The organism is Bradyrhizobium canariense, assembly GCF_900105125.1.
GTDB lineage: Bacteria > Pseudomonadota > Alphaproteobacteria > Rhizobiales > Xanthobacteraceae > Bradyrhizobium > Bradyrhizobium canariense_A.
Genome location: NZ_LT629750.1, coordinates 1521332 through 1540422 on the forward strand (window position 1 = coordinate 1521332; position 19091 = coordinate 1540422).

Genomic DNA, 19091 nt, shown 5'->3' on the forward strand with positions numbered 1-19091 from the left:
CTGATAACCGGCCAGCATGATAGATTAGTTTGATATTTTACTGTGATATTAGTGTGAGCAACACATGAAGCGCCGAGCATATTTGCGGGCGATTGTTCAAATTACGTTATTCGCTGCTCTGGCGCCTCCCGCGCTGGCGGCGCCAGAACAAATTGGCCTCGCGGTCGTCGTTCGGAACGACGTTTCACAGGTTGAGCCAACAATTTCCAAGATCATCTCCGGAGACGACATTGTCCGGGACGAACTCGTCCGTACCAATACGGATAGTAGTGCAAAATTCGTGCTGCGTGACAGCACCAACTTGCTGTTGGGTCCGAACTCCACGTTGAAGCTCGATCGAGCCGTTTTTGCCGGCGAAAAAGGCGTTGGTGATGTCGCCGTAAAGCTCACGCTCGGGTCATTCCGATTCATCACAGGCAATTTGGCCAAAGAGTCTTACGCAATCAACACGCCGCTGGCGACGCTCGGCGTGCGAGGAACGACACTCGACTTCCTGGTCCAACGATTGAAAAACACCGTGGTCCTCAAGGAAGGCCAGGCCCATGTTTGCGCAGGCGGCAATTGTATCGAATTAACGAAGGTCGGCGAGGCGGCCGTCATAACTTCGAGCGGCGGACGAATTGAGATCGTGCTGCAATCGTCATCGTCCTGGTCATTCGATGCGTCTTGCGGTGGCATGTGCAGCCAAACCACTTTTGCGCAGGCTGAAGACTCCCTGACGACGGGCAGTATCGGCGGAGCGGGTAGCGGTGGCGGCAGCGGTGGTCCTACCGGCGTTCAACCTGCAACCGGCGGTGCAAACACCGGCGGCGGTGGCTTTCCAAGTGGTCCGAATTCTACCCCCAACGGCGGCCAAAATTTACTCATCGGTGGCGGGATTGGCAGCGCCAGCTTTTCGTCGGTCAGTCCGCACTGAGGGTGGCCTCAGCATCCCCTGCAGATCGATTTGATCATCTTCGCCACCCGCTGATCTTCCTGGTCGACCGCAGGGTTCCCGGTGCCTAGCGGCGGCCCTTTTTCCTTTCCGGCGCCAACGCCACCGGATGACGAAAGAGCCGTGCCGGCAGAATTGGTGCCGGGTGCGTTCGGACTGGTGCCGAAGGCGCCTCCGGGCGTGGAGGAATGATGCGATCCCATGCCACCGCCGCGACTAAACGCGGCGGTTGAAAAACCCACGCAAAGCGCAACGCAAAGGATGGATAATCTTTTCATGGCCGTATCCCGGAATGCACAGAGCAAAGGGGCGTTGTTCGCCTGAGGTTCCGAACGTATCAGCTTTTGATCGTTATCCGAAGTAACGGCTTCGCGCGATCGGGATCAGGTCGTGTATCTCGCGGCTCGACGGGCCATCACCAGTTACGCGTTTTCACTGCCGGGCAAAATGACGATCCCGGCGATCGACCCCTCACTTTCGTGCAGGGCCCACATGGGTATGCGCATGCACACTCCGGTTCGCTTCGTCACACGTCTGTGAAAATGGGAGCTTTCTTCAAACTTGCAAAAGCGCTCGGCCCGCGATCAGCGCCGGCCCCAGAGGACGGCCGCCCAGAGACGCTCGTGGAGATAGTACCAGGCGATCTTGGTGATGATCTCCAGGCCGGCGATCGATCCCGCAATCTGAACCTTGCCTGTCATGAACCAGCTGATCGCGAACGTATCCAGTGTCCCCAAGGTCCGCCAACTGACGGCCTTCAGGACCGATCTCGTATGTGTTTCTACTCCGCGGAATAAAGCCACCCGATTCGTCTCCCTGGCCCAGTCGATGGCAAACCTAACACGCCGTCGCCCTGCGCGCGGCGCGCTCCGTCATGCGCACAATGTAAAAATTGCACGCTCGACAATGGACATGGCACGCGATTGCGTGCATTTTGCTGAAGGAAATCAGACAAACTCTTTGATCAGGTTGAATAATAACGATGCGTCCTGCAGCAGACGCTGTGTTGTGGCGCGGCCGTTGCAAACAAGGATTACAATGAGGGCCTTTTTCATATTCATGGCGCTTTGCGTGCTGTGCGAAACCGCAACCGCTCAAACGCCGGAATGCAAATCGATACCGAATCCTGCCGCCAGACTGGCATGCTACGATAGAACTGCTCCGGCTGTTGCGACATCGGCGGCTTCGCAGCCGGTCATGCGCGCTTCTCCGGCTGCGAAAGTCGACGGTACAGGATACGTGGACTCGATCAGCCGGGAAGACGCGATCATGAACGAGCGGATAAGAGGCATCTGTCGCGGCTGCTGAGCCTGTGGGGCTCGCGAACACGGGAACATTTGCACTGATAGCCAAGTTTCGAACAGTAGCTAACCCGGAAAAATGGTCCATTTGCCTTCCTGATGAACCTCCTAGCGTCCCTCCCCACCGTTATTGGAACTGCGGCTATCGCGCCTGCGCTGCTGATCTTGTGGCTTGTCATCGCCGCAAACGAGCGGTCGGGTCCCGCGCCCAAAATCTGGACCGCGTTCCTGCTCGGGGCCGCCAGCATTTCCCTGCTGGGAATTGCGCGCGCGCCGTTCCTGCGGATCCTCGCGGCGCCCGAGAATCCCTGGCTTGCACAGGTATTGCATTCGATATTCGGCGTTGCCCTGCCGGAGGAGACCGTCAAAATCCTGGTTATCGTCGCGGTCTCGGCATGGCGGCGGCCGCTCGCGGACCCGATGGATACCGTGGTCTATGGTGCGGCGGCCGGTCTCGGCTTTGCCGCTTACGAAAACCTCGCTTATCTCGTGCAGCATGCCGACATGTGGCGTGCGCTGGCGGCGTTGCGCAGCGTCCTGACCGTGCCGTTCCACGGCGCGCTTGGCATCATCGCCGGCGCTTATCTCGCGATCGCGCGCTCCGGCACCGCACTTGGCGCGCACCGGCACAACCGCGACTGGGCACGCATCTCGAGCCGGCTCCTGGTTCTGTTCGCGCCGGTTGGACTGCACGCGGCCTTCGATTTTCCGCTGCTGACGCTGCAGCAAAACCCGGACATCGGTTCAACCACCCGGCTCATTCTGGGCTCGGCGAGCGTGCTGATCGGCTTCAGTTCGATCGCATTTGCGGTACGGCTGGTGCGGCGCGTCGGCCGCCATCACGCCCCTCGCACCGAAACCGCGCGCGAACGGTTGGCCCAATTGCGGCGAATGTGGGCGTTACTGGTGGTGGGCAGCGGCGCGGGATTTGTCGGACTCGCCTTTGTGCTGACGTCGATCCACCACTGGTTTGTCAATCCCGAACGCAACGTATCGCTCGTCATCCCCATCGGTTTGGTATCGATCACGATCGGCATCGCGCTACTGGTGGTGACCATGGCGATCTATATTCTCGGCCGCAACCGGATCCGCGGGACATCGCAGGGCTTTTCATCGGCGTCCGGTCAGGGATAGACTTGCGAGCCATTTGATCAGGATCAAGACTCGAGACCTAGCTTTGGGCTTGGCTCGCCTTTCGCTCTAACAGCGCCGCACACAAATCCGACCCGCGGCACTGACGCACTATCATTCCAGATCGTTTTGCAGTGCCGGCATCGGGAGATTCCAATGACCCTTCCCCAAGACATCACCAATATGCAATCCAAAGTGAGCGCCGCGGTCCGCGAACACTGGCAGGCTTTCCTGTTTGAAGGCATCCTGCTCGTGGTGCTGGGGCTCGCCGCGATGATCGTGCCGCCGCTTGCGAGTCTCGCCGTCACCATTTTTCTCGGCTGGATGTTCCTGATCAGCGGCATCGCGGGGCTCGCGCTGACGTTCTGGGCGCGGCAAATGCCGGGCTTCTGGTGGTCGCTGATTTCGGCGGTGCTGGCCATTGGCGCCGGCATCATCCTACTGGCGCGGCCGGTCCAGGGCACGCTGACGCTGACCATCGTGGTCGGCGCCTATTTCCTCGCCGAAGGCGTCGCCACCATCATGTACGCTCTGGAGCATCGCCGCGAGTTGTCGGAGCGATGGTCGTGGCTGCTGGTAGCCGGCCTGATGGATATTCTGATTGCCGCCATCATCATCGCGGGGTTGCCGGGATCGGCGCTCTGGGCCGTCGGCCTCCTGGTCGGCATCAATCTGTTGTTCGGCGGCGCGACATTGATTGGAATGGCGCTCGCAGCACGTAAAAGTTGATCGACAACGCGTTGATTGACGGCGCGCCGATTAGCAGCCGCGGCAGATGCTCTTGATCTTGCGGTCGAGGGCGGCGTCCTCTTTGTTGACCGGATTGTTCGGGTCGCTCAGGTTTTTCTCTGAAGGCACCTGATCGGCGCGTGGCTGGCGGTGGCCGATCGGAGCCTCACGCGTCGTTCCGGATAAATTTGGAGAGGAGGTCGAAGATCCCGGGCTTCCAGTCTGGGCCATCGCCACAGACCCCAGGGTCAGGAACACCATTGTTGTGATCAGCCTTCGCATTTGAATCCTCCACCGCAGAGAAACGCACTTGATCTTGGCGGCTCAGGTTCTGACTTCTTCCGTCCGTCAGTCACGACTTCAGGGGATAGATGTGAACATCGCCGCAGTAATCAACGACACGATAGCGTGATTCCGGAACCGGTTCACCTTTTCTTGGAAAAGAATCCGGCCCTGAGAGAACCTCTATCGGCGACAGGTAATTCGGGCCGACCGGCGCTTTGCCGTGGCCACCGGGAATGTCGAGCACGTAATCCGGCTGACACAATCCGGATACCCGCCCCCGCAGCGCACGCATCAGCTCCTGACCGTGTGCCAGCGTCGTGCGCAGATGCGCCGTGCCCGGAGCGAGATCACCGTGGTGCAGGTAATAGGGTTTGATCCGGCATTCGACGAAGGCACGCATCAGCGCTTCGAGCGTTGCGGCATCGTCATTGACACCGCGGAGCAGCACCGACTGGCTCACCATGGGAATGCCGGCATCGATCATGCGGGCACACGCGGCACGTGCATTGCTGGTCAACTCCTTCTCATGATTGGCGTGCAGCGCAACCCAAGTCGTTGCGCCCTCCACCTTTAATGCTGCGACCATCTCATCGTTGACGCGCGCGGGGTCGGCGACCGGCACGCGGGTATGAAGCCGGACGATCTTGACGTGATCGATCGCGGCCAGGTCCGCCATGATTTCGGCGAGCCGCCGCGGTGACAGCATCAGCGGATCGCCGCCGGTCAGGATGACTTCCCAGACTTCAGGGCGCGCGCGGATATAGTCGAGCCCGGCGCGATAGGCGGTGTTTGAGAGCGCAGTCGCCTTGCCGGGGCCGACCATTTCGCGGCGAAAACAGAAACGGCAATACACCGCGCAAACATGAACCAGCTTGAACAGCACCCGATCGGGGTAGCGATGCACGATGCCGGCGACCGGCGAATGCGTGTGATCACCGATCGGATCGGCATCCTCGCCGGGCGCCGTCACCAACTCCGCAGCGTTCGGAATGAATTGACGCGCGATCGGATCGTCGGGATCGCCGGGGTCGATCAAGGCAGCAATGTCCGCCGTCACCGCGACCGCATAGCGCGCGGCGACCTTCTCCAGATCGGCGAGCTGTGCCGCCGGCGCAAGGCCGCGATCGACGAGCTCGGCGGGCGCGCGCAACGTTGCAGCCGGTTTAAAACCCATCTTGCTCATGACTCACCTGCCGGCGGCGTCCACACGACCTGATCGATCCTGGTGGCGCCGCTTGCCAGCATCACCAGCCGGTCGAAGCCGAGCGCGACGCCGCTGGCTTCCGGCATCGCAGCCACCGCGTCGAGAAACTCTTCATCGAGCGGATAACGCTCGCCATAGCGCCGCTGCTTTTCCTCCATGGCCGACGCAAAGCGGCGGCGCTGCTCCACCGCGTCGGTCAATTCGCCGAAGCCGTTCGCCAGTTCAACGCCGCAGGCATAGACTTCGAAGCGTTCGGCGACGCGCGGATCGGCTTTCTTTGCGCGCGCCAGCGCCGCTTCCGGCACCGGGTATTCAAACAACACCGTCAGACGCCCCTCGCCCAGCCTCGGCTCGACGTGCTCAACCAGCACCTTGCTGAAGATGTCCGACCAAGTGTCGTCCTCAGTGATCCGCACCCGCCCCTTGGCCGCCACCGCCAGCGCCGCGCCATCGCCCTCGCCGTCGGTGATGGTTGCCAGCAGATCGATACCCGCGAACCGCTCGAATGCCGCCGCCACCGTCAGCAGTTCCGGTTCGGCAAAGGGATCGGCGGTCTTGCCGCGGAATGAAAAGCGCCCGATGCCGGTTGCCTGCGCGGCATGGGCGATCACCGCCACGCTGTCGGCCATGATGGCGTCGTAGGCTGCCTCCGCCCGATACCACTCCAGCATGGTGAATTCGGGCAGGTGCAGATCGCCGCGTTCGCGGTCGCGAAACACGCGCGCGAACTCGAAAATCTTCGGCTCGCCTGCCGCCAGTAACTTCTTGCAGGCGAACTCCGGCGAGGTTCGCAAGTAGCGCACCGCCCGTCCGCCATCGGCGCCCGCAAGCTCGGTACGGGGCGCATGCAGGTGAGTTTCATTGCCAGGGGAAACCTGCAAAATGCCGGTTTCGACCTCCGTAAAACCCTGCTCCTCGAACCATGCCCGGACAGCCCTGGTGACCGCGCCGCGCGCGGTCAGGAACGGCCGGATATCGGCGTGCCGCGTGGCCGACCACCATGGCGAAAGCTGATGGTTTTCAGCCATCAGTGAGCCTGTAAACCGCTGGCATTGAGTGACAAAATCAGTATGTTGCAGCCCGAAACCGCTTCGCTGGCCTCGGGACGCCCATGTTCCGGTCGGTCCCGGGCCAGAATATCAGGAAAAACAGCTTTGAGAGTCATCGCCAGTTCTATTCGCAAGGGCAACGTCATCGAGCAAGACGGCAAGCTTTATGTGGTTTTGACCGCCGAGAACATCCACCCCGGCAAGGGAACACCGGTCAGCCAGATTGAAATGCGCCGAATCAGCGACGGGGTCAAAATCTCCGAGCGCTACAAGACCACCGACCAGGTGGAGAAGGCGACCATCGAGGACCAGAACTTCAACTACCTCTACAAGGATGCCGACGGCTTCCACTTCATGAACAACGATAATTACGATCAGGTTCAGGTGCCCGAGGACATCATCGGCAGCGCCGCACCGTATTTGCAGGAGAACATGACCGTGAAGCTTTCACTTCACGGGCTCGTTCCGGTGGCGATCCAGATGCCGCAGCGCGCGACGCTGGAAGTTGTGGAAACCGAGCCGGTCACCAAGGGCCAGACCGCATCGTCATCCTATAAGCCTGCTATTCTTTCCAATGGTGTTCGCACCGCCGTGCCTCCGCACATCGGTGCGGGAACGCGGATCGTGGTGATGACCGAAGACGGCTCTTACGTCGAGCGCGCAAAGGACTAGGCATCGTCGGACATGCTTCGGGGGCGGTTCAGAACCAAAACTGTCTGCCGCCCTTTTATCCGGCTCGTTGCGCCAGCGCTGGCATCGTTCCTGCTGCTGATGGCCGGCAAGTCCAACCTGTTCGCCGACGAATTCAGGACGCCGTCGATCTCTGCCGTACATGTCGAATGGCGTGCGGTCCTTGATCAGCTCCGATCCGAGATCGGCACCCGGCCTGCTGTCGCGCCAAGCTTTACGTTTGCAGCTCGACGCCGGATTGCTGCGTCCGATCCGCGTTCGACGCCGGCGCTGGTGCAATTAAACGCCGTAACTGCGCCGATTTTCCCAGGAATCGGGCGGAGCCCGGTTCCGGTGCTGCTGCCCTTCGATACCGCGGCCTTTCTCGACGCGCGGTCGCGCGGCGTGCCGGACAGCCTTTCGCTGGCGCACTATCAGGCCGATTTCCGTCCCGTCGATTTCTTCGACGCCGGCCAGGCCGGCTACGATGCGACGTTTTCGCTCGAGCCGGGTGCGGGCGACGGCATGCCGCAACGAACCTTCGCCAAACCTGTGGAAGTGCAGATCACCGGCTCGATCCTGATTTACGACATCAGCGATCCCCTGGGCGGCAAGGGCGAACCGGTCAAGCCATTGGCGGCGCAGTTCCCCGATCTGCGCCGTTTTATCCGGGAGGGTTATGTCCGATACGCCTTCACGCGCTTCGGCGTCCCCTATGTGGTGTCGATCCAATGTCTGGACAGCGCGCCGCGCGAACGGCGGCTGGCCTGCCGCGAGGCCTATCCGGTCGCCGAGCGTTTCCTGAAAGCCCTCCGCATCGCCGGCGGCCAACCCTCACGCGCGCGAGCGGATATTCAGCCGGATATCGCCGAGCGCCCCACGGAGATGTCCCCCGACTTCACCTATCGCTCGGTAGGCGACATCATCGTCAACAGCGGCTTTCGCAAGCAGGGCGGACGCCCCGACTTCACCGCGTATTCGCAAATTCGATTTCCGCTGGATCGAATTCCGGCTTTCGTACGTTCGCAATCGTTTGGCAGGCGCGGCAAATCCGATCTGCCGTCCGGCGGCTATCCCTGGCGCGATAATTTTTGCGAATCCCGCAGCTTCGCCGTCGGGCAATGCCCCAGCGGTTTCGGTCATCAGGGCGAAGACATCCGTCCGGCGCCGTGTCCGGTCACCAACGAAGGCGACACGCATTGCGATCCCCGGCAGCAGCCGGTCCGCGCCGTGCGCGACGGCGTCGTGATCCGCTCGCCGAAGCAGCAGGCGGCGACGTTGCAGATCAACACCGCCAACGAGCACATCCGCTTTCGCTATATGCACATGAATCCGTCGCACATGGACGCCGACGGCGTCCTCAATGGCCGTCGGGTCGAGGAAGGCGAGAAGCTCGGCGTCGTCTCCAACTATCTCGACCATCCCAACGGCACCACGCGCCATCTGCATTTCGACGTGCAAGTGTTCACGCGCGACGGCTGGATCTGGGTCAATCCCTACGTCACCCTGATCTCGGCCTATGAACGCCTGATCCGCGGCCATGGCCACGAGATCGGACCCGAAATCGCGGCATCGCCCGCGGTGGCGCATGCATTGCCCGAGGATGTCGTCCATCCCGACCCGCAGGAAGGCAGCGAGAACGAGTAACAACGTTCGCGAGCGCAAGCCTGCCCTCGACGAGATCTGGGATCGCAGCGGTTCGCGTCAGGAAAACGCGTAACCAAAAAGAGACCACGACGCTGCTGCGCGATCCACCTTTTGCCGCGCCGGAGGGGTCCAGCGATAGGCGACACCAAACCTGTTCCAGACATTGATCGAAGCGATCGCTGAGCTCAGATACGTCAATTCCTTCTCGGAAAATTCCGCACGCGCTTCCGCATAAACCGCATCGTCGACGCCTCCGGTCAGCAGCGTCAGCGCCTCGGTCCATGCCAGGGCCGCGCGCTCCCGCGCGGAAAATTGCGGCGCCTCGCGCCACACCACCACAAGATTGAGTTTGTCGGCCGATACGCCGAGGCTTTCGGCCTGCAGGATATGATACTGCACGCAGAATGCGCAGCCGTTGATCTGCGAAGCGCGCAGCTTGATCAGTTCAAGCAGTTGCTTGTCGATGCCGGCCTTCGCAGCAGCCCGGCCCAGCCCCGTGACGAGTTCGTAGACGTCAGGCGCCATGGCTTCGAGATTTTTGTATTCGCTACGTGGATGTGACATTTCGACATTCCTTGTGATATCAGTACCCTGATTTATTATAAGAGCACTGATATCTTGCGCAAGATTACAGCTTCGGCGAAATCGCATCCGGCGCGAAAAACGCCAAAATCGAAAAAATCGGCGGCGCAACGATCAGCCCGAGGCCGGGAAAAATCCGTGCAGTCCCCTGATATCGCCCGTGTCCGCCCGCCTCCCCCGGGTTTCGGAAAACGCGGCGAAAAAGGCCACCTCGCCTATCTGCTGCGGCAGGCCCAGGCCGCGACGCGGCTGACGCTGGAGCGGGCACTCGCCGATTTCGGCATTACGCCGCCGCAGTTTGCCGTCTTGACCATGCTGAACGCCTATCCCGGACTCTCCGGCGCCGACGTCGCGCGCGTGGCGCTGCTGACGCCGCAGACCGTTGGCGTCATCATCCGCAATCTGGAGCGCGACGGCGCCATCCGGAAGACACCGCATCCGGTCCACGGTCGGGTGCTGCAGTGGACGCTGACCCCTCGCGGAGCGGCCTTGCTCGGCAAATGCCGGCATCACGTCAATGCGGTGGAACGGCGGCTGACGGCCGGCCTCGGCGCCAAGGCCCAACTCACGATCCGGCGCTGGCTGTCCAAAATTGCCGCGGATTTGCAGCAGGATGGCTAGTTCCCGCGGGTGCCGCTCTGCCGTTCCCCGCCCGGTCCGGCTAAACTGACCGGATGAAACAGCCTGATTCTCCGAACGCGCCGACGCGACGTGCGCTGCTGCGGTCCGGCCTTGGCGCCGGCATCTTGCTCGCGCATCCGGTTGCCGCATTCGCGACAGCGCCACCCGGCTTCGATCGGTGGCGTGAAGGTTTTCGTGCACGCGCCCACGCCAAGGGCATTTCGGAGGCGACCTGGAACCGCGTCATGGGCCACATCGAGCCTGACATGACCGTGTTCAAAGAGATGCAGCAGCAGCCCGAGTTCAACGAGGAGATCTGGCAGTACATCAATCGCCGCGTCTCGGACTGGCGCATCATTCACGGTAAGGAAGCACTGCGGAAGAACGAGGCGTTGTTCGCACGGATCGAACATGATTTCGGTGTCGAGCGCGGCACCCTGCTGGCGTTGTGGGGCGTCGAATCCGCCTATGGCGATCCGCTGGTGCAGCAGAACCATATGCGGCCGGTGTTTCCGTCGCTGGCCGCGCTCGCCTGGAACGCGCCGCGCCGCCGCGCCTATTGGGATGCCGAGCTGATCAATGCGCTGAAGATCGTCGATCGCGGCTGGAGTACCCCACAGGAGATGCGGGGGTCGTGGGCCGGCGCGATGGGGCATACCCAATGGATGCCGGAAGTCTGGCTCAATGTCGGCATGGACTATGACGGCGATGGAAGAGTGTCGCCATTCGGCAAGCCCGACGATGCGCTGGGCTCGACCGCGCGCTTTCTGGTCAATCGCGGCAGATATCACCGCGGCGAGCATTGGGGCTATGAGGTGCGCGCGCCGGACGGCACGTCAGGCCGCAGCCGCACCTACGCGGCGTGGTCGAGCGCCGGCGTCACCCGCGCTGATGGTCAGCCGTTCGTGCAGCCGGGCGCCAGCGCGCAATTGTGGGTGCCGGTGCCAGGCGGACCGGCGTTCCTGCTGGGACCTAATTTCTACGCCGTGCGCAGCTACAATCCCTCGATGAATTACGCGCTGGCGATCTGCCATCTCGGCGACCGTGTCCTCGGCGGCCGGCCCTTCATCCAGCCGTTCCCTGGCTCGGAGCGCGCGCTGACCTTGGCCGAGGTTCAGGAAATGCAAACGCGCCTGACCAAGGCCGGTTTCGATACCGGCGGCACCGACGGCCGCGTCGGCAACGACACCATGGCCGCGATCAGGGATTATCAGACCAAGATGGGACTGGTACCCGCCGACGGTTATGGCGGGCTGAACGTGCTGGCGCGGCTAAGACAGGGATCGTGATCGCTAACTTTTAGGTTCGTCATTCCGGGACCCGTTAGCGCGAGCCCGGAAGCTCGCGCCACTACCTCGGGATTCCGGGTTCGCGGCTTCGCTTCGCCCCGGAATGACGCGGAAAATGACCCGATCACGACCGGCCTCTGATCTGGCACTGCGACGTCCCGCACCCACAACTACACGCGCTCCAGCTACACTTACCCCGTCCGGCGAACAGCGCTTCCCGCGTTCATGCCGCCATCGATCACCAGCTCGGTTCCGGTCACATAGCGGGATGCATCGGACGCCAGATACAAGACGCCGCTGGCAATTTCGGTAGCGTAGCCCACGCGACCGAGCGGCGTGGCCAATTTCGCGCGTTCCTCGGGATCGATCGGCGCGTTCTGTCCGCGGCCCGCCGCCTCCGTCGGAATTTTTCCCCAGATCGGCGTGTCGATGATGCCGGGATGCACCGAGTTGACCCGGATGCCGTCACCGGCCGACGCGCACTCCATTGCGACCGCCTTGGCGAACAACCGCACGCCGCCTTTGGTCGCGCAATAGCCGGCGAGACCCGCCGCTCCGCGCAAGCCGGCAAGCGACGACATCATGATAACGGAGCCGCCTCCAGTCTTGCGCATCAGTGGCAGGCAATACTTCACCGACAGGAACACACCGTCCAGATTGATCGCCGTCTGCCGCCGCCAGTCGTGCAGCGACATATCGGTTATCGAGGGCACCGAGATTCCGATGCCTGCATTCGAAACCAGAATGTCCAGCCGGCCGAACCGCTTTTCGATGTCGGACGTCACCTCCGCCCAGCGCTCTTCACTGGTCACATCCTGATGAAGGAATATGGCCTGGTGACCGGACTTGTTGAGGCCGGCAACGAGTTCCGGCCCCCTGAGCTCGTCGATATCGGTTGCCACAACCTTCGCGCCCTCTTGCGCCAGCAACTCGGCGACGGCGGCACCGATACCCGATGCCCCGCCGGTGACCAGCGCGACCTTGCCTTCAACCTGCCCTGTCATTTCCGCTCCCAACCGATTATTGAAGTTTGTTATCTGATTATCGCCGGTCCGTGATCCGGCACGGCGACGTCCGTCACCCGCAACTGCACACGTTCGTTCCCCTGCCAGCGATCGACCGCGAGCGATCCTGCCACATGCAAGGGTTGCCCGCGATGCTCGGTCAGCGCGTTGCCGAGCTTTTGGCCAACCGAACGGAACGCGATGCCGTTGACGATTGCGCCGTCGCCGGATTTGAACCGCACCCGCAGATGCGCCTGCCCGACTTCGTCGGCATAAACAAGTTGATGCGAGGGCAGCGCGATAACCGGTTCGGGATTGGCGCTTCCGAACGGGCCCGCGCGATTGAGCGTTGCGACAAATTCCGGCGTCACGGCGCGCGCGCTGACCGCGCCGTCGATGAACAGCTCGTTCTCATGCCGCGAGTTGGCGACATCCCGCGCCAGCGCGCTTTCCATGAAGGCGCGGAACTCCGCCAGCCTTTCCCTGCGCAGCGTCACGCCCGCGGCCATCGCGTGGCCGCCGCCTTTCATCAGCAATCCCTCTTTCACTGCACTGCGCACCGACTTGCCGAGATCGACGCCGGAGATCGAGCGGCCGGAGCCGGTGCCGATGCCGCCGGGCTCCAGCGCGATCGCGAACGCAGGGCGCGCGAATTTCTCTTTCAGCCGCGATGCGACAAGGCCGACCACGCCGGGGTGCCAGCCTTCCGATGCCGTGACGATCACGGCACCCTTATCTTCCAGGCCGAGCGAGGCCAGCGCCTCGGCTTCCGCCTGGGCCTCCGCCATCTGCTCGATGACCCGGCGCTCGGTATTCAAGCGGTCGAGTTCGGCTGCGATTCTTGCGGCCTCGGAGATGTCGCCTTCCAGCAGCAGCCGGACGCCGAGATCGGCGCGCCCGATCCGGCCGCCGGCATTGATCCGCGGCCCCAGCATGAAGCCGAGATGCCAGGCCTCGGGCGGCCCGTTCAGCCGCGCCACATCCATCAGCGCGGTGTGGCCGACATGGTCGCGGCGCCGCATCGCGATCAGGCCCTTCGCGACAAAGGCCCTATTGAGTCCGATCAGCGGCGCGACATCGGCAACGGTACCGAGCGCCACATGATGGAGCATGCCGAGCAGATCCGGTTCCGGCATTTCGCCGGTCCAGAAGCCGCGGCTTCGCAGTTCCCTGTTCACCGCGACCAGCGTGATCAGCACCAGGCCCACGGCCGCGAGATGGCCGAGGCCCGAGAGATCGTCGGGCCGGTTTGGATTCACCAAAGCATCGACCTCGGGCAGTTCTTCGCCGGATTGGTGATGATCGATCACGACGACCGACATGCCAAGGCGCCGCGCCTCGGCCAGCGGCTCGAAGCTCGTGGTCCCGCAATCCACCGTGATCAGCAGCGTTGCACCCTTGGCCGCGAGCGCCCGCACCGCCTCGACGTTGGGGCCGTAGCCTTCAAAGATCCGGTCGGGAATATGAATCAGCGGATCGAGCCCGCAATGGCGCAGGTGCCACGCCAGCAGCGCCGCCGAGGTTGCGCCATCGACATCGTAATCGCCGAAGATCGCCACCTTTTCGCGTCGCGAGGCCGCATCCGCGATGCGCTTGGCCGCGGTTTCCATCTGCGTCACGGTGTAGGGATCGGGCATCAATTTGCGGATGGTCGGATCGAGGAAATCCTCGACCGCGTCGATCTCGACATCACGGCCCGCCAGCACCCGCGCCAGCATTTCCGGCAGTTGATAGCGCTGCGTGATGGCGAGCGCCCGCACCGCGCCGCGCGCGTCGAGCCGATCGCGCCACAATTTGCCGGTCGCGGAGCGCGACACGCCCAAGAAGGCGGACGGCGCTTCAACAGGCAGTGCGGATGCGGAAAGCGTCATGATGCCTGCAGCAGATAGGCAAATCAGCCCGCAGTTCAATGATTCGCGTCCGATCCGACCGACTTATACCCGCCATCCCCGAATCGATATCGTCGATCGGGACCTGGCGCAAAATACCCTGAAAACGATCCGCCCATCTTGACTGCGGAAGGCATCACGGAAGAACCCGCTGAAAAAAGCGGCTAACTGCAAAAACAAGATGCAACTTCAGCGGGTTTGAATGCGCCTCGCATTCCAGAAATTAAATCCACATTAGAATAAATCGGAGACAAGGAGAAAGGTATCCGGTTGCGCGCTCTTGGCGTCTCTCGCGAGAGGCACGTCGGAAGACGCAACGCAGAGGAAGTCAATCAATGTCTACCGCGCTTGATCGCAATTCCAATCGAACGAGATCGTTCGCGAACGAATCGGCCAATCCGGCCAACACCGAAGACGCGTCCGATGTCTCAGCACTGATCGCCCGGTTGACCGCCGAGGTCAACCAGGTCGCCTGCGAGAAGACCAAATCAATCCAGAAAATCACCAATCAGATGAAGATGCTGGCGCTGAACGCGCTGATCGAAAGTTCGCGCGCCGGCGCGCAAGGCGCCGGCTTTGCCGTGGTTGCGCAGGAGGTCCGCAATGTCGGTCAACAAGTCGAGGCGATTGCGCGCGAACTCGAGACCCAGTTGATGAAGAGGACCGGCACCCTGATGAGCTCGATCGAGCGGATGACCGAGAGATCTCGCGGCGAGCGCATGGTCGACCTGTCGCTGAATGCCATCGAGCTGATCGATCGCAACCTCTATGAGCGAACCTGCGACGTGCGCTGGTGGGCGACCGACTCCGCCGTCGTCAACTGCGCCGCAGCGCCGGGCGCAGCAACCGTCTCGCATGTGTCGGAGCGGCTGGCGGTGATCCTCGGCGCTTACACGGTGTATCTCGATCTTTGGCTCTGCGATCTCGACGGCAATGTCCTGGCCGGTGGTCGGCCGGACCGCTTCAATGTGGTCGGCCAAAACGTCGCCGCGACGAAGTGGTTTCGCGAGGCGCACAATCTGCGCTCAGGAGACGAGTATGTCGCTGGCGACGCCGAGTGCCAGCCCCTGCTCGGCAATGCTCAGGTCGCAACCTATTGCGCGAGCGTCCGCGCCGATGGCAAAGCCAATGGCAAGCCGATCGGAGTGCTGGCGATCCACTTCGACTGGGAAGCCCAGGCCCGCGCCATCGTTCAGGGGGTGCGGGTCGACGCCGCCGACAGGGCACGCGTGCTGCTGATCGACTCGAATTTTCGGGTGATCGCAGCATCCGACGGCCAAGGCCTGCTCGCCGAGCGCATGCCGCTTGCGCTGGAGGGACGGCGCAGCGGCTTCTATCACGACCGATCCGGCGCGCTGATCGCGTTCCATGCCACGCCCGGCTACGAGACCTACAAGGGTCTTGGCTGGTTCGGAGCGATCGTCTGCGCGCCTGATAGTTCGGCGCCGGCAGCAGTCTAGCAGCCCAGCCGGTCCGCGACCCCGCCAAAGTCCTTGGCGACGATGTCCCAATCGCCCTTCGCCTCGAAATCATATTTCTGCAGCGGACCGTATTCGGTTGGGCGCGCGACGAACGCCGTCTTCAACCCCAGCTTCTGTGCCGCTTTCAGGTCATGATTATGCGCGGCGACCATCATCACCTGCTCGGGCGGCAGGCACAGCAGCCTGGCGGCGCCCAGATAGGTTTCGGGATCGGGCTTGTAGTGCTCGAACAGCTCGGCCGACATCACGAGATCCCATGGCAGGCCGGCGAATTTCGCCATGTTGGTCAACAGCGCCACATTGCCGTTCGAGAGCGGGCTAATGATGAACTTCTTCTTCAGCCGCGTCAGGCCGGCGACGCTGTCCGGCCACGCGTGCAGCCGATGCCAGCCCATGGTGAGATGACGCAGATCGGCATCGGTCAGTCCGGTGATCGAAAGCTGCGCAACCAGTTTTTCAAGCGACTGGCGGTGAAGCTTGTCGAGAATCATGTAGCCGCGCTCCGGATGCTTTCTCACCTCATCCATCGAAGCGGCATAAACCGCGCGCCAGCCGTCGACCAGCGCGGTCCAGTCGGCCTTGATGCCGCGTTGATCGCCCCACTTTGTGAAATCCGCGATCAGGCTGGAACGCCAGTCGACGACGGTGCCGAACACGTCGAACACCAGGGCCTTCACCGCCGAAATATCAGACATGTCCACTCCCGTTTTTATTGTTGTCATTCCGGGGCGATGCAACGCATCGAACCCGGAATCTCGAGATTCCGGGTTCGCTCGCTTCGCTCACGCCCCGGAATGACGACCTACCATCGTCACGCCTCAGTCGAGGTGGAATTTCTCGAGCTGCCGATGCTCGGCCTTGATGTAGCGCACGGTGCCGGTGACCGAGCGCATCACCACGGTCTCGGTCTGGATGACGTCCTTGCGGAACTTGACGCCGGAAAGCAGCGAGCCGGTGGTCACGCCGGTTGCGGCGAACAGGCAGTCGCCCTTCGCCATGTCTTCGATCCCGTAGATCATCTTCGGATCAGTCACGCCCATCTTGTGTGCGCGAGCCCGTTTCTCTTCGGTGTCCAGGATCAGCCGGCACTGCATCTGGCCGCCGATGCAGCGCAGCGCCACAGCCGCCAGCACGCCCTCGGGCGCGCCGCCGGTACCGATATACATATCGACGCCGGTTTCGTCGGGCGTCGCGCAATGGATGACTCCGGCAACGTCGCCGTCGGTAATGAGGTGCACCGCAGCGCCGGTGCTGCGCACCCCCTGAATGATATCGGCATGGCGCGGACGGTCGAGCACCAGCACGGTAATCGCCGAGGGATCGACGCCCTTGGCCTTGGCCAGCCGCTTAACGTTGTCGGCGGGAGATGCATCCAATTCGACGACGCCTTTGGCGTAGCCGGGGCCGACAGCGATCTTCTGCATGTAGACGTCGGGCGCATGAAGCAGCGTGCCGCCATCGGCCATCGCCATGGTCGCGATCGAACCCGGCATGTTCTTGGCGCACAAGGTGGTGCCCTCGAGCGGATCGACGGCGATGTCTACTTTCGGGCCGGCATTGATGCCGACTTTCTCGCCGATGAACAGCATCGGCGCCTCGTCGCGCTCGCCCTCGCCGATCACCACGGTGCCTTCGATCGGCAATTTGTTGAGTTCGCGGCGCATCGCGTCGACCGCGGCCTGGTCGGCCGCCTTCTCGTTGCCGTGGCCGCGCAGCCGCGCCGCCGACACCGCTGCGCGTTCTGTCACCCGCACGATCTCAAGCGTAAGAATACGTTCGAGCAATAGCTGCGGCGGAACGGAAATATGGGTCGACATCGGAGCACTCCCTTAAAACCTGGCAGCCGATCGCTCGGCCAATACCTATTCGTTTCAACGCATCGTCCGGCCGGACGATCCTAGTTCTTTTCAATCCGTATCACCTGCGGCCGTCCGCTGATCACCTTGTCACGCTGCACTGCCTCGAGCGCGCGATATACCGCATCCTCGCTGGTCGCATAAGTAATCAGAATAACCGGCACCGGTGAGGATTTTCCCTTCGCGAGTGCGGTGTCAACGCCGTTCGCGTGCCGTTGCACAATCGATTCAATGGAAATCTTCTGTTCCGCAAGCCTAGTCGCGATGGTCGCGGCCGTGCCTGCCAAATCGCGCGCCATCAGGCGGATATAATAGCCACCTTCGTGGCGCTCCATCGGCGCCTTGCTGGTCACGCGCAATTGCTCCACCGGACGCCCGAACGGCTTGGCACGAATGCCGCGCGCGACGTCGGCAATATCGGCGATCACGGCGGAAGCCGTCGCGGCGCCGCCCGCGCCCGGCCCGACCAGCGTGATCGGAGGGATGCCCTCGCCGTCAATGGTCACGGCATTGGTGACCCCCATCACCTGCGCGATCGAGGACGATTTCGGCACCATGGTCGGATGCACGCGCTGCTCGATGCCTTTTGCGGTTCTTACCGCAACCCCAAGCAGCTTGACACGATAGCCGAGTTCTTCCGCAGCGCGCAGATCTTCCGGCGTGATCGAGGATATCCCCTCGACGTAAACCGCATTCTGGGCCACCGCGGTGCCGAATGCGAGGCTGGCTAGGATCGCAAGCTTTTGCGCGGTGTCATGGCCGTCGACGTCGAACGATGGGTTGGCCTCGGCGTAACCGAGGCGCTGCGCATCCTTCAGGCATTCGGCGAACGACAATCCCTCCTGTTCCATCCGAGTCAGGATGTAATTGCAGGTGCCGTTCAGAATACCGTAGACGCGATGTACGGAGGTTCCCGCAAGACCCTCGCGCAAGGTCTTGATGACAGGGATTGCCGCGCCGACGGCGGCCTCATAATTCAGCGCGCCGCCATGCTTCTCGGCCAGCTTGGCCAGCCGCAGGCCATGTTTGGCGATCAGGGCCTTGTTGGCGGTGACCACCGATTTGCCTGACTTCAGCGCCGCCTCGATCGCCGAGAGCGCCGGCTCGCCCGCCCCGCCCATCAATTCGACAAAGCAATCGATGCCGGGATCGTTGGCGAGATCGAGCGGATTTTTCGCCCAGGCGACGCCGCGCAGGTCAAGCTTGCGCTTTTTCGCCTTCGAACGCGCGGTGACCGCGACCACCTGCACGCCGCGTCCGCTGCGCGCCGACAAGGTGCGGGCCTGCTGCTCGATGAGGCGGACGACTTCGGCGCCAACGGTGCCGAGCCCCGCAATACCCACTTTCAGGGGTGCGACCATGACGAGAAAAACCTGCCGGAGAAATGGGAACCAGGCACGATCCGCAAACCGGGATCGGG

At 62.5% G+C, this 19091-nt stretch carries 20 protein-coding genes; 9 read left to right on the forward strand and 11 right to left on the reverse strand.

Annotation, left to right across the window (positions count from 1 at the left end):
* The first annotated feature begins 64 nt into the window (after positions 1 to 64).
* Positions 65 to 916, forward strand: coding sequence for a FecR family protein (locus BLV09_RS07505; RefSeq protein WP_146686822.1), 852 nt, complete (start codon positions 65 to 67; stop codon positions 914 to 916).
* 8 nt (positions 917 to 924) lie between these two features.
* On the opposite strand, the gene BLV09_RS07510 is transcribed toward BLV09_RS07505, so the two are convergent.
* Positions 925 to 1212, reverse strand: coding sequence for a hypothetical protein (locus BLV09_RS07510; RefSeq protein ID WP_146686823.1), 288 nt, complete (start codon positions 1210 to 1212; stop codon positions 925 to 927).
* A 306-nt stretch (positions 1213 to 1518) separates the two neighbouring features.
* Positions 1519 to 1737 (reverse strand): DUF2061 domain-containing protein, encoded by a 219-nt coding sequence (locus tag BLV09_RS07515; protein WP_100381650.1) that lies wholly within the window; start codon positions 1735 to 1737, stop codon positions 1519 to 1521.
* Between BLV09_RS07515 and BLV09_RS37090 the strand changes: the two genes are divergently transcribed.
* From BLV09_RS37090 to BLV09_RS07525, 3 genes are all read left to right on the forward strand, one after another.
* Positions 1634 to 2242, forward strand: coding sequence for a hypothetical protein (locus tag BLV09_RS37090; RefSeq protein WP_167558552.1), 609 nt, complete (start codon positions 1634 to 1636; stop codon positions 2240 to 2242). The two genes, BLV09_RS07515 and BLV09_RS37090, sit on opposite strands and share 104 nt — an antisense overlap.
* A gap of 92 nt (positions 2243 to 2334) precedes the next feature.
* Complete coding sequence (locus BLV09_RS07520; protein ID WP_146686824.1) at positions 2335 to 3369, forward strand: PrsW family glutamic-type intramembrane protease; 1035 nt, start codon at positions 2335 to 2337, stop codon at positions 3367 to 3369.
* Positions 3370 to 3522: 153 nt separating this feature from the next.
* Positions 3523 to 4095 carry an HdeD family acid-resistance protein gene (locus tag BLV09_RS07525; protein WP_100381648.1) on the forward strand — a complete coding sequence of 191 codons (573 nt, stop codon included), beginning with the start codon at positions 3523 to 3525 and terminating at the stop codon, positions 4093 to 4095.
* Positions 4096 to 4125: 30 nt separating this feature from the next.
* Here the strand turns inward: BLV09_RS07525 and BLV09_RS07530 are convergent, their stop codons facing one another.
* From BLV09_RS07530 to epmA, 3 genes are all read right to left on the reverse strand, one after another.
* On the reverse strand, positions 4126 to 4377 hold the full coding sequence (locus BLV09_RS07530; RefSeq protein WP_100381647.1) for a hypothetical protein: 252 nt from the start codon (positions 4375 to 4377) through the stop codon (positions 4126 to 4128).
* A gap of 70 nt (positions 4378 to 4447) precedes the next feature.
* Positions 4448 to 5554 carry a lysine-2,3-aminomutase-like protein gene (locus tag BLV09_RS07535; protein ID WP_433994411.1) on the reverse strand — a complete coding sequence of 369 codons (1107 nt, stop codon included), beginning with the start codon at positions 5552 to 5554 and terminating at the stop codon, positions 4448 to 4450.
* A gap of 5 nt (positions 5555 to 5559) precedes the next feature.
* Positions 5560 to 6612: an EF-P lysine aminoacylase EpmA gene (gene epmA / locus BLV09_RS07540; RefSeq protein ID WP_146686826.1), complete on the reverse strand. Its 1053-nt coding sequence runs from the start codon at positions 6610 to 6612 to the stop codon at positions 5560 to 5562.
* A gap of 126 nt (positions 6613 to 6738) precedes the next feature.
* Between epmA and efp the strand changes: the two genes are divergently transcribed.
* Complete coding sequence (gene efp / locus BLV09_RS07545; protein ID WP_100381644.1) at positions 6739 to 7305, forward strand: elongation factor P; 567 nt, start codon at positions 6739 to 6741, stop codon at positions 7303 to 7305.
* A gap of 12 nt (positions 7306 to 7317) precedes the next feature.
* Complete coding sequence (locus tag BLV09_RS07550) at positions 7318 to 8949, forward strand: M23 family metallopeptidase (RefSeq protein WP_146686827.1); 1632 nt, start codon at positions 7318 to 7320, stop codon at positions 8947 to 8949.
* Between the two features lie 57 nt (positions 8950 to 9006).
* On the opposite strand, the gene BLV09_RS07555 is transcribed toward BLV09_RS07550, so the two are convergent.
* Positions 9007 to 9513: a carboxymuconolactone decarboxylase family protein gene (locus BLV09_RS07555; RefSeq protein WP_146686828.1), complete on the reverse strand. Its 507-nt coding sequence runs from the start codon at positions 9511 to 9513 to the stop codon at positions 9007 to 9009.
* 156 nt (positions 9514 to 9669) lie between these two features.
* Here BLV09_RS07555 and BLV09_RS07560 point away from each other — a divergent pair, with 156 nt between their 5' ends.
* Positions 9670 to 10152 carry a MarR family winged helix-turn-helix transcriptional regulator gene (locus BLV09_RS07560; RefSeq protein ID WP_146686829.1) on the forward strand — a complete coding sequence of 161 codons (483 nt, stop codon included), beginning with the start codon at positions 9670 to 9672 and terminating at the stop codon, positions 10150 to 10152.
* Between the two features lie 53 nt (positions 10153 to 10205).
* Complete coding sequence (locus BLV09_RS07565) at positions 10206 to 11441, forward strand: lytic murein transglycosylase (RefSeq protein ID WP_146686830.1); 1236 nt, start codon at positions 10206 to 10208, stop codon at positions 11439 to 11441.
* A 191-nt stretch (positions 11442 to 11632) separates the two neighbouring features.
* Here the strand turns inward: BLV09_RS07565 and BLV09_RS07570 are convergent, their stop codons facing one another.
* Positions 11633 to 12445 carry an SDR family NAD(P)-dependent oxidoreductase gene (locus BLV09_RS07570; protein WP_146686831.1) on the reverse strand — a complete coding sequence of 271 codons (813 nt, stop codon included), beginning with the start codon at positions 12443 to 12445 and terminating at the stop codon, positions 11633 to 11635.
* A gap of 29 nt (positions 12446 to 12474) precedes the next feature.
* The gene (gene recJ, locus BLV09_RS07575; protein WP_146686832.1) at positions 12475 to 14316 is read right to left on the reverse strand and encodes a single-stranded-DNA-specific exonuclease RecJ; all 1842 of its coding nucleotides are present in this window, start codon (positions 14314 to 14316) and stop codon (positions 12475 to 12477) included.
* A gap of 353 nt (positions 14317 to 14669) precedes the next feature.
* On the opposite strand from recJ, the gene BLV09_RS07580 reads away from it, so the two are divergent.
* Complete coding sequence (locus BLV09_RS07580) at positions 14670 to 15794, forward strand: methyl-accepting chemotaxis protein (RefSeq protein WP_146686833.1); 1125 nt, start codon at positions 14670 to 14672, stop codon at positions 15792 to 15794.
* Here BLV09_RS07580 and BLV09_RS07585 read toward each other — a convergent pair.
* From BLV09_RS07585 to BLV09_RS07595, 3 genes are all read right to left on the reverse strand, one after another.
* Positions 15791 to 16510: a haloacid dehalogenase type II gene (locus BLV09_RS07585; RefSeq protein WP_146686834.1), complete on the reverse strand. Its 720-nt coding sequence runs from the start codon at positions 16508 to 16510 to the stop codon at positions 15791 to 15793. The two genes, BLV09_RS07580 and BLV09_RS07585, sit on opposite strands and share 4 nt — an antisense overlap.
* Positions 16511 to 16633: 123 nt before the next feature.
* On the reverse strand, positions 16634 to 17632 hold the full coding sequence (glpX, locus tag BLV09_RS07590; protein ID WP_146686835.1) for a class II fructose-bisphosphatase: 999 nt from the start codon (positions 17630 to 17632) through the stop codon (positions 16634 to 16636).
* A gap of 80 nt (positions 17633 to 17712) precedes the next feature.
* Entirely contained in the window at positions 17713 to 19032 is a 1320-nt protein-coding gene (locus BLV09_RS07595) for a homoserine dehydrogenase (RefSeq protein WP_146686836.1), read from the reverse strand.
* Between the last annotated feature and the right edge of the window lie 59 nt (positions 19033 to 19091).

Coding starts and splice junctions, on each gene's coding strand:
- BLV09_RS07505 (WP_146686822.1), top strand. CDS start 65: ATGAAGCGCCGAGCATATTTGCGGGCGATTGTTCAAATTACGTTATTC.
- BLV09_RS07510 (WP_146686823.1), bottom strand. CDS start 1,212: ATGAAAAGATTATCCATCCTTTGCGTTGCGCTTTGCGTGGGTTTTTCA.
- BLV09_RS37090 (WP_167558552.1), top strand. CDS start 1,634: ATGAACCAGCTGATCGCGAACGTATCCAGTGTCCCCAAGGTCCGCCAA.
- BLV09_RS07520 (WP_146686824.1), top strand. CDS start 2,335: ATGAACCTCCTAGCGTCCCTCCCCACCGTTATTGGAACTGCGGCTATC.
- BLV09_RS07525 (WP_100381648.1), top strand. CDS start 3,523: ATGACCCTTCCCCAAGACATCACCAATATGCAATCCAAAGTGAGCGCC.
- BLV09_RS07530 (WP_100381647.1), bottom strand. CDS start 4,377: ATGCGAAGGCTGATCACAACAATGGTGTTCCTGACCCTGGGGTCTGTG.
- BLV09_RS07535 (WP_433994411.1), bottom strand. CDS start 5,554: ATGGGTTTTAAACCGGCTGCAACGTTGCGCGCGCCCGCCGAGCTCGTC.
- epmA (WP_146686826.1), bottom strand. CDS start 6,612: ATGGCTGAAAACCATCAGCTTTCGCCATGGTGGTCGGCCACGCGGCAC.
- BLV09_RS07550 (WP_146686827.1), top strand. CDS start 7,318: ATGCTTCGGGGGCGGTTCAGAACCAAAACTGTCTGCCGCCCTTTTATC.
- BLV09_RS07555 (WP_146686828.1), bottom strand. CDS start 9,513: ATGTCACATCCACGTAGCGAATACAAAAATCTCGAAGCCATGGCGCCT.
- BLV09_RS07565 (WP_146686830.1), top strand. CDS start 10,206: ATGAAACAGCCTGATTCTCCGAACGCGCCGACGCGACGTGCGCTGCTG.
- BLV09_RS07570 (WP_146686831.1), bottom strand. CDS start 12,445: ATGACAGGGCAGGTTGAAGGCAAGGTCGCGCTGGTCACCGGCGGGGCA.
- recJ (WP_146686832.1), bottom strand. CDS start 14,316: ATGACGCTTTCCGCATCCGCACTGCCTGTTGAAGCGCCGTCCGCCTTC.
- BLV09_RS07580 (WP_146686833.1), top strand. CDS start 14,670: ATGTCTACCGCGCTTGATCGCAATTCCAATCGAACGAGATCGTTCGCG.
- BLV09_RS07585 (WP_146686834.1), bottom strand. CDS start 16,510: ATGTCTGATATTTCGGCGGTGAAGGCCCTGGTGTTCGACGTGTTCGGC.
- glpX (WP_146686835.1), bottom strand. CDS start 17,632: ATGTCGACCCATATTTCCGTTCCGCCGCAGCTATTGCTCGAACGTATT.
- BLV09_RS07595 (WP_146686836.1), bottom strand. CDS start 19,032: ATGGTCGCACCCCTGAAAGTGGGTATTGCGGGGCTCGGCACCGTTGGC.